This is a genomic window from Vibrio sp. TH_r3, assembly GCF_033101115.1.
In the GTDB taxonomy this organism is placed as follows: Bacteria; Pseudomonadota; Gammaproteobacteria; order Enterobacterales; family Vibrionaceae; genus Vibrio.
This window is the reverse complement of record NZ_JAWMPW010000003.1, coordinates 301,010-310,283: the sequence shown is the minus strand read 5'-3', so window position 1 is coordinate 310,283 and position 9,274 is coordinate 301,010. Positions and strand designations below refer to the sequence as shown.

The window sequence follows — 9,274 nt, the reverse complement described above, 5'->3', positions numbered from 1 at the left end:
GAGCTTAACGCTCGGTTTTTTTGTTTGAGAGTGCCATCTCTACAGCTGCTTGCGCATGAATCATGGTCGTATCATACAAAGCGATACTAGTATCTTGTTGCTTTACTAGCAGTGCTATTTCTGTACAACCAAGAATAACTGCTTGAGCTCCATTCTCATGTAAACTCTCTATTATTTCTAAATACGCCAACTTGGACTGATGATTAATATGACCCAAACAAAGTTCATTATAGATAACATCGTGTATTTTATTTCTTTGCTTCGTTTCAGGTACAACCACATCGATGGAAAAATCGTTAACTAGTCTTGATTTATAGAACGATTCTTCCATGGTAAAACGTGTTCCTAACAAGCCTACTGTGGTTATCTCATTATTATTAAGTTGCTTCGCTGTCGCATCAGCGATATGCAATAAAGGAATACTGACATTAGCTTGGATCTGAGCAGCGACTTTATGCATAGTATTGGTACAAATAATAAAAAAGTCTGCGCCTGCCGCCTGTAAAGATTGTGCAGCCTTAGATAAAATGCCAGCAGTTTTGTCCCACTCCCCGTTATGCTGTAACGTTTCTATTTCAGCAAAATCTACGCTTACCATCACTAATTTAGCTGAATGCAACCCGCCTAATTTTTGTTTAACTGCTTCATTAATAGCCGAATAATAACTCGCGGTCGATTCCCAAGACATCCCGCCTATCAAACCTATTGTTTTCAATATTCAATCCTTTTTATCTAAAGCGTGTGTTTAATTCAAGCCATCGTCTACATACGAACAACCTAGAGTATAACTCAAACGATTATAGGCGTAAGTCAATACAAAAATAGTGAAATTATATTGGTAGAATTCCACCCAAGATCACATAATTAAGCTTGAATTCTCCTGCATTTATTTAATTCTTCTACTATTAATACTAATACAAATACAACTTTATATTTTGATAGTATTGTCAACACCCTATTTCACAAATATGCGTACTTGATTCATGTATATAAGCATATATTCTTCATAAAATAGACGTGTGTCATATATTGAAATTCACAATGTGACCTAACTAACATTGGAATAACTTTCTTTTTGTACGGTATATAATAATACAATATAGTCATTGGCATCGAGTTAGATAACTAAGGATTATTGTTGTGAAAAGCCATAAAGAAATTGCAATTGATGCTGTAGATTTAGTTGCACCATCTATTGAAAAGCTTTTTGAACGCACAAACCGCAAAGAGTTACATATTGTCATTATGGACCCAAGAGTTAAACCTTGGGATGGCAAATCATTCGAAGACGCGATTCTACATGAAGCATCATTTGGTTCGCCAGAATCATGGACAATCCAATTTGATAAACTGGCTCGCCAAAAAGCCAAACAAGCATGGCGTGATAGCAATGCCAATATTCAAAATCAGTTTTTACACCCCTCTTCGCTTGAAGATGACGATGTATTGTTTTTCGGTTCCTTTGTCTATGGGAACATCGTTGTCGGATGTAGCGGAGTTCAACAATGGTACGATATGTTAGTTAGTGGTTGGGTCGCAGTCGCGTTCGAACAACTTGCTATGCACGAGTACCAAACAACAAAGATAGAAAACCCTACTCAAACCTGTCGAAATAACGAAAAAAAGGTCTAAAACATGAGCAAATTACTAAAATCCTTGATGATCGCTGCTGGAATTTTAGCTTCAGTATCTGTTACTGCAGCTGACTACCCAAGTAAAAACATTCGTCTTATCGTCCCATTTGGTGCCGGTGGTGGTACTGATGCGGTTGGTCGTACTATTGCAAATAGTGCTAAAGATATTTTAGGCCAAAACATCGCAGTCATGAACCGTACTGGTGGTGCAGGTGCGGTTGGTATGAGCTTCGGTGCTCAACAAAAACCAGATGGATACACATTAACCGTTGTGACTCGTGAAATCGCATCTCTTCCTCAAATGGGTTTAATGCGTCATACGGCTGACGATTTCGAACTTATTCGTATGGTTAACTTAGACCCTGCTGTAGTACTTGTTTCTGCAGACAGCCCTTATAACACAATTAATGACTTGATTGCAGAAGCTAAAAAAGCACCAGGTAAAGTTAAATTTGCGTCTACAGCGAAACCAAACTTTTACTTGATGGCATTAGAAAAGCATGAAGGAATTAAACTGAATGCTATTCCATACAATGGTGCGTCAGAAGCTATTCCTGCACTACTTGGAGGTCACACTGACGTCACTATGGTTACCCCTGGTGAAGCAATTTCTCAACTTCGTTCAGGTCAACTTAAAGCTTTAGGTGTAATGTCTAACGAACGTATTTCATACATCCCAGATGTAGCAACACTCAAAGAACAAGGTGTTGATGTGACTACTGGTACATGGCGTGGTATTGGTGCACCTAAAGGGACTCCAGCTGAGGTTATCGAAACACTAGGTAACGCATTTGATGAAGCAATGGCTTCTGAAGAATTCAAAGGGTTCATGGAGAAAGGTGCAATGACTATCCATAATATGAACGCGGAAGAGTTCACTCAGTTTGTTAAAGAAGATACTCAATCTCTTGGTTCACTAATCAAATAAAATCAATTTGGGGCTAACCTTTTAGCCCCTTTTCTTTTGCTCTATTATTGTAAGGATGGATTCTATGTTAGATAGAAACGTCATTTTCCCGTCCATTGTTATTCTTTTAAGTGCTGTCGCATTTTACCTTATTGGCCACTTCGACGAACCGATGTATCAAGAAGCTAGCGTTGATGCTAAATTCTTTCCTCGCGTTATCGTTATTGGTCAAATCATTCTTTGTTTAGCGTTAATTTTTCAACATAGAATGAAAGCTCAATCAAATACAGAATCACAACAATCTAATCCCATTTTTTCCAAGCTTTCTATTTTTGGTCTTGGTTATCTAGTTGCTTACGCAGTATTAATGAGCTTTGTTGGTTATTTAATTGCTAGCCTTACTGCTTTCATTGCTTATCTTATTTATTTTAAAGTTAAAAAACCGCTCTACTATTTAATTGCTATCGGTTTTGTATTAAGTATTTATTATCTTTTCGGCACAGTCTTCGTCATTGTCTTGCCGGAAGGGTCTTTGTTCTACTAGGAATATCTCATGATTGAACATTTACTACATGGGCTTCTTACAGCCTTTAGTCCTGGTGTTTTACCCGTACTCGTTTTCGGTGTATTAGGTGGTGTAATTTTAGGCGCATTACCTGGATTAACCGCCACAATGGGTGTTGCTATCCTATTACCATTTACCTTTGGTATGGAGCCTACCGCAGCGCTGGTCATGCTAATAGGCGTTTATATTGGTGGAATATACGGTGGTTCAATAGCAGCCATACTATTAAAAACACCTGGAACGCCCGCTTCTGCTGCAACCGTTCTAGATGGCCATACCATGGCTGCTCGTGGTGAAGCGGCAAGAGCACTCAGTATATCCGCAGTCGCTTCATTCATAGGTGGATTACTAAGTACTATCGTATTAATAGCAATTGCCCCTATGTTAGCCAAATTCGCACTTCGGTTTAATGCGCCTGAATATTTCGCCCTTGCGCTATTTGGCTTAACGATTATTGCCAGTGTTTCTGGTCAAAATATCGTTAAAGGCTTACTTGCTGGTACCATAGGATTATTGATTTCTACCGTCGGCTTAGATCCAATTAGTAGTGTGCCTCGTTTTACATTTGATGTAATGGACCTTTATAGCGGCATTAACGTAATTCCAGTATTAATTGGTTTGTTCGCAATTTCAGAAGCACTTAATCAATTAGAAAAACTATTAAGCGAAGCGCATGTTAAACCACCTAAATTTAGCCATAAGTTACTCAGTAAACAAGATATAAAAGATATGGCACCGACTGCTATTAAGAGTGGGTTACTTGGTACAACTATCGGTTCAGTACCTGGCGCAGGCGCTGATATTTCTGCTTTTGTATGTTACAACGAAGCAAAACGTTCATCTAAAAATCCTTCAGAGTTTGGTAAAGGTTCTGTACGTGGTTTAGCTGCTGCAGAAGCAGGTAACAATGGCGTAACGGGTGGTTCTCTGGTTCCTTTACTTACACTCGGTGTTCCTGGTGATGCCGTAGCAGCGGTACTATTAGGGGCATTGATTGTACAAGGTTTAACACCTGGCCCTTTACTGTTTAGTCAAAACCCTGAAATCGTTTATGGTATTTTCAGTTCAATGTTAGTAGCAAATATCGTCATGCTTCTCGTTGGCTTGCTCGGTATTCGTTTCTTCTGTCGAATTATTGAAGTACCAAAAATGTTAATGATTCCAATCATTATTTTCTTGTCGATCGTTGGTGCTTACGCGATAAATAACTCAATGTTTGATATTGGCATTGCAATCGGCTTTGGGTTGTTAGGCTTCCTTCTAAACAAGCTAGACATACCATCATCGCCAATATTATTAGCCATTATTCTTGGCCCGATGGCGGAAACGAATCTAAGAAAATCTCTCTTGATGTACGAAGGAAGTTGGTCATTTTTATATGATAGACCTATTGCACTGGCATTTATTGCGCTTGCAGTGTTTTCTGTCTACTCAACTATGAAACTGAAAAAGAAACAACAAGCTAGTTCTTCATAGCAATAAAATGTTTTAATGGAATAAGACCAATAATTAAGCCCGAATACAGGTATCTGCATTCGGGCTTAATATTATACCAGTGTCAAATATTCTACTTCTAAACTGGATAGCTTTATTTAACCACTTATAGTCTACTTTACTCCACTAGCCACTCAATACCATAGATACCAATTTTAATTAACTGCTGCGCTCAGCCATAATAATGACTATTTTTACTGGTAGGTAGACTGATCTTACAACACTCCGGAGAATAATTAGACACGACAAAAACTCTATTTACCTGCATCATTTAAAACAAATAAAAAAACCGAACATACAATGTTCGGCTTTGAGACTTATGTATTTAATATATAAGTAATATAACTACAAAATAGCGAATGAACCCGTCCAATTGAATGTTTCACCAGAGAACTCAACACTATGTTGACCTTGTTGCGTCTCTTCTGCCAGGTTTGAAATAGCACAGCAGTAATTTTTACCACTCACTGTTTTTATACGTACAACTGTTGCTTGGTCGTTATGACCAACAACTTCAACTGCTTCAACTAATCCACGCGCTCCTATAGAAGCTTCAATAGATTCATTAAAATAGCCGTGTGTTTCTAGTACAGAAGCAAACACATGATTTTGTCCTGTTTGACGTTGAATCAATGCTGGTTCGTTACGTAAGTTAAAGTCGACATCGTTAGCGCCAGTACGAGCAAAAATGACTTCCGCTCCTTCTCCACCGGAACTGACTAAAGAATAATAACTGCTGCCTTGTAACCAAGTGACCAACGAACCATTTTCTGTACTACCTTTGCCTAACTTCCACATATGTTGATAACCATTATCTTTACCAAGTGGCTTAAGCGTTGCTTCAACATTATATTCGAAATTAGTACACATAACTTGACCATTAAAATGTACTGGCAAATCATACTGGTGTGGTTTATCTGCTACGATTCGATAAACATCAATAACCAGCGGTTTTTCAAACTCTGGTAATTCTGCAAGTACGATAGAACGTTGCATATCTACGCCATCATAGTACTGCGAAATAGTACCACTCATACCTTGTAGAGACTTATCATCCGTTACAAAGAAGTGCTTTTGTCCAAAACGTGATTCTGCTGTTGCAGTATCAAAATTGTTTTGTGTTTTTTGGTCGACCACAACCGTATTATGAGCAACCGTTTGTTTACAGTAGGATTTATTTTCTGGAATATAACGACCACCAAACTTAGGTTCTACATTCACCCAACGTCCATAGCCATAATCATTGAAGACTTCTTGGCCTCGGTTAAACACGCTTAAATGCAAACCGTCATAGTGGCCATGATCTAATGCAGCATGATATTGGTGATCACTACCGTGTTGACCAAACCATAATAGCGCCATCGTATCATCATCTTTTTCATCACGATGACGAAGTATAGTCACTCCACCTTTATCCCCTTTAGGGCCATCAGTAAGGAACAAGCTCCCCCAACTAAATGGTTTTATATCTGATGAAGCGGCAACAGCATTAGACAACAGCTGACCAGAAGCATGAACCCAAACGTCTTGTTGATGATTGGCCATACTTAACAATGTTTCACTCTGTTCATAACGTTGGAAACACACACTTGTCGCAATTATTACCCCCTCATCATTAATACTAATTGTCTTAGATGAATCATTCAAAGCCGGTAACGTACCATCAGGGAAAGCCGTCGACATAACTGAATAAGTGGTAGTTTTAATTATTGAATCATTGAAATGATAAATATCCAGTTCTGGCTGGCGACGTTCTATAGCTTCGGCAAACAGGTAAATCGGTCTTAGAGAAAAACGATGATAATACGGTCCTTCCATATAGTAACCATCTGGAGAGAACAACTGGTCGAGTTGAGCAAGGAAACCGCCACTTACTTTGTCCAGTTTTAGGCCATATAACGCTTTATCAACCGATTCTTGATCATTAATTGCATAGCCGCAAATACCAACTGCCGCTACAGCCCATAAACCATGGTTGTGGACAATATCAAAATCATGCGCATAAGTAACAACGAACATGTCGATCATTTGTTTAAGCAAATTATCTTCAATATGACGCTTGTTCTGTTCTGTTAACGTATGATAAATACAGCTGTAAGCACATGATGCATATAACATCCACATGTTTTCATTCAATGTTTGGTGAAACAAACGACCAGGCGGGTTAGTATCACGACTCACATTACTTTCTAATGTAGGATAAACTTCCGCGTATGAAGTCAACATATTAACGATATAATCGCGATATTTTTCATCTTTAGTAATCAAAAATAGTCGACCAGCGAGATCCATATGGATATAGTTCTGCTTGTGACGATTGTGTTCGTAGCCTCCGGCTTCACCATGACCAGGAACTTCTATTCCTACTTGCTCCATATAGGAGTCAACTTGAGCAATATCGCGAGATAACGCTTTACCTAGAAGCGTCGCTTTACCGAGATCTTTACTGAGCTCAGCGGCTTCTTCGTGGCTAAGAATTAGTGGTTGATAACTCATTTATACTGTCTCCTTCTCAACAGCGTATTGCCCTACCCAGCTGTATGTTTTGTCGTTAATCACTACACTGTTTTCGGTATCTGCGCTAACATCTTGCTGATTGCTTACCATCAATGTTATTTTTGTTTTCACCGTCATAATTTCAATTACAGAGCCTTGTTGATTAAAACCAACAACGTTAATGCTTTGTACTTCACCTCGGGCATTGACTGAATGTTCAAACTCTTCGTTAAAGTAACCGTGAGTTTCTAGTACCGACGCAAATAAAGTTGATTCACCTTTAGAACGAAGAATAAAACTTGGCACACTTCTGAGATTGAAACTCGGGTCATTCGCACCTGAACGAGCGAAAATAACTTCATCTTGCTCATTTGAGCTGGTACCAAGCCAAGTGTAATAAGATTTACCTTGCAACCAACTAACTAAAGCAGAACCATTGGTTTCGCCTTTCGCTATCTGCCATAAATGCTCATAGCCATAATCATCGCCAACTGTATCTATTTCATCAGAAGTCGCATAGTCAAAATTTGTGCGAACAATTTGGCCATCATATTGATGAGAATAATCATACTGATGAACACCTTCCGCTTTAATTCGGTAAAGATCGATAAGCAAAGGCGCTTCTAATTCTTCAGTTTGTAACATGAAAACACTGCGTTGCATTTCTGTGTCATCATAATGATCGTTTGCAAATGCACTCATACCTTTTAACTGTGCAGAGTCAACACTAAAAAATTGTCCAACCCCATGAACCGCATCTGCACGGTCGACATTAAAATAATTTTGACAGGTTTCATCAATTGTTACCGCATTGTGCGCGATAGTTTGACGAGCGAACGATTTATTTTCATCTAAGTAACGACCACCGAATTTCGGTTCAACGTTAACCCAGCGCCCAAAGCCATATTCGCGTAACACTTCTTGACCACGGTTGAAATAGGTGATTCCAAGCGTATCAAAGTGTCCGTGTCCCATACCGTGTTGACCGTAATTCATAACCAACTGAAACACATCTTTGTTTTTATCCTGCATACGGATAAAACCTTGCGCTCCTTTGTCACCATTTGGCCCTTCATTTAATTCCACACTTGGCCAAAAAGGCATTCCAACCGTTTCTTGTTGCTCTGCTTTTTCTAATGCGCGAGACAATTCAAGTCCACAGGGATGCATCCATACTCGGTCTTGAATTTTAGCCATTCCAATCAGATTGCTATCTAATCCGTAATACTTGGCATATTGGCTAACGGCAACTTGGACACCCATATCGGTAATGCCCATAGTACGAGAAGCATCGTTAAGAGCAGGAAAATCACCATTTGGATAAGCAGTCGATAATAGCGCTTGAACCGTATTACCAATCACTCCATCTTTATATTTAAAGATATCAATTTCTGGCATATGACGATGCAACACTTCTGCAAATACACAAGTTGGGCGAATCGCGTAACGGTGATAATATGGTCCTTCAATGTAGTAACCTGAAGGTGAAAATAGTTGCGAAATTTGCGCTAAAAATCCACCTGTTCCATTATTCTCCAATCCATATACGGATTTTTGCAAATACTCAGGTTTACCTACCGCCAATCCACAAATACCCACTGCAGCCACGGCCCAAATACCATGATTATGAATGCGGTCAAAATCGTGCGCATATTTAACAGTAAACATCTCTAGCATCGGCTCAAAAATACGCTCAACAATACGTTCACGCTGCTGTTCACTCATGACCGATGACACACAAGAAAAAGCTAAACTGGTATATAAAAGCCAAACATGTTCATTCAAAATCTGATGAAATAACCGACCGGTTGGGTTGGTGTTTTTTTGTACATGAAAATCAAATGTCAGGTATTTGTCTGCGTATATTTCTAGAAGTTCGGTAACAAAACGAGCATATTTTTCATCTTGAGTGATGAGAAACAAGCGTCCAGCTACATTCATATACATGTAGTTCTGTTTGTGGCGATTGTGTTCATAACCACCCGCTTCGCCATGCCCTGGTACGTCGTGACCAAGTTTCATAAATTCTTCTAGTTCAGCGATATGTGCAGAAATGGTTTTTCCCATTAAGCTATCGCGACCCACTTCCTTTCTTAATTCTGCAATGTCTGCTTCATCAAGCAGTATTGGCTGGGTAATCGCATTCATTGTTAAATAAACCTCTAATTATTTCGGTTT

7 protein-coding genes are annotated in these 9,274 nt (G+C 39.0%); 4 read left to right on the top strand and 3 right to left on the bottom strand.

All coding sequences use genetic code 11. The features are described from left to right. Positions 1-4: 4 nt before the first annotated feature. Complete coding sequence (locus R3X26_RS05445) at positions 5-715, bottom strand: aspartate/glutamate racemase family protein (protein ID WP_317716197.1); 711 nt, start codon at positions 713-715, stop codon at positions 5-7. 425 nt (positions 716-1,140) lie between these two features. Between R3X26_RS05445 and R3X26_RS05440 the strand changes: the two genes are divergently transcribed. The 4 genes from R3X26_RS05440 to R3X26_RS05425 all read left to right on the top strand — a co-directional run bounded on the left by R3X26_RS05440 (position 1,141) and on the right by R3X26_RS05425 (position 4,582). After that, positions 1,141-1,632, top strand: a complete 492-nt coding sequence (locus R3X26_RS05440; RefSeq protein ID WP_317716196.1) for a hypothetical protein — start codon at positions 1,141-1,143, stop codon at positions 1,630-1,632. A gap of 3 nt (positions 1,633-1,635) precedes the next feature. Next, positions 1,636-2,562 (top strand): tripartite tricarboxylate transporter substrate binding protein, encoded by a 927-nt coding sequence (locus tag R3X26_RS05435; protein WP_317716195.1) that lies wholly within the window; start codon positions 1,636-1,638, stop codon positions 2,560-2,562. 64 nt (positions 2,563-2,626) lie between these two features. Next, the gene (locus tag R3X26_RS05430) at positions 2,627-3,085 is read left to right on the top strand and encodes a tripartite tricarboxylate transporter TctB family protein (protein ID WP_317716194.1); all 459 of its coding nucleotides are present in this window, start codon (positions 2,627-2,629) and stop codon (positions 3,083-3,085) included. Between the two features lie 9 nt (positions 3,086-3,094). Beyond that, positions 3,095-4,582, top strand: a complete 1,488-nt coding sequence (locus R3X26_RS05425) for a tripartite tricarboxylate transporter permease (RefSeq protein ID WP_317716193.1) — start codon at positions 3,095-3,097, stop codon at positions 4,580-4,582. Positions 4,583-4,945: 363 nt separating this feature from the next. On the opposite strand, the gene R3X26_RS05420 is transcribed toward R3X26_RS05425, so the two are convergent. Then, entirely contained in the window at positions 4,946-7,096 is a 2,151-nt protein-coding gene (locus R3X26_RS05420; protein ID WP_317716192.1) for a heparinase II/III family protein, read from the bottom strand. After that, on the bottom strand, positions 7,097-9,244 hold the full coding sequence (locus R3X26_RS05415; RefSeq protein ID WP_317716191.1) for a heparinase II/III family protein: 2,148 nt from the start codon (positions 9,242-9,244) through the stop codon (positions 7,097-7,099). It lies immediately after the preceding gene. Positions 9,245-9,274: the final 30 nt, after the last annotated feature.

Bases quoted from the DNA above. Each gene is read 5' to 3' on its own strand.
- R3X26_RS05435 (WP_317716195.1), top strand. From the start codon at position 1,636: ATGAGCAAATTACTAAAATCCTTGATGATCGCTGCTGGAATTTTAGCT.
- R3X26_RS05430 (WP_317716194.1), top strand. From the start codon at position 2,627: ATGTTAGATAGAAACGTCATTTTCCCGTCCATTGTTATTCTTTTAAGT.
- R3X26_RS05425 (WP_317716193.1), top strand. From the start codon at position 3,095: ATGATTGAACATTTACTACATGGGCTTCTTACAGCCTTTAGTCCTGGT.
- R3X26_RS05420 (WP_317716192.1), bottom strand. From the start codon at position 7,096: ATGAGTTATCAACCACTAATTCTTAGCCACGAAGAAGCCGCTGAGCTC.
- R3X26_RS05415 (WP_317716191.1), bottom strand. From the start codon at position 9,244: ATGAATGCGATTACCCAGCCAATACTGCTTGATGAAGCAGACATTGCA.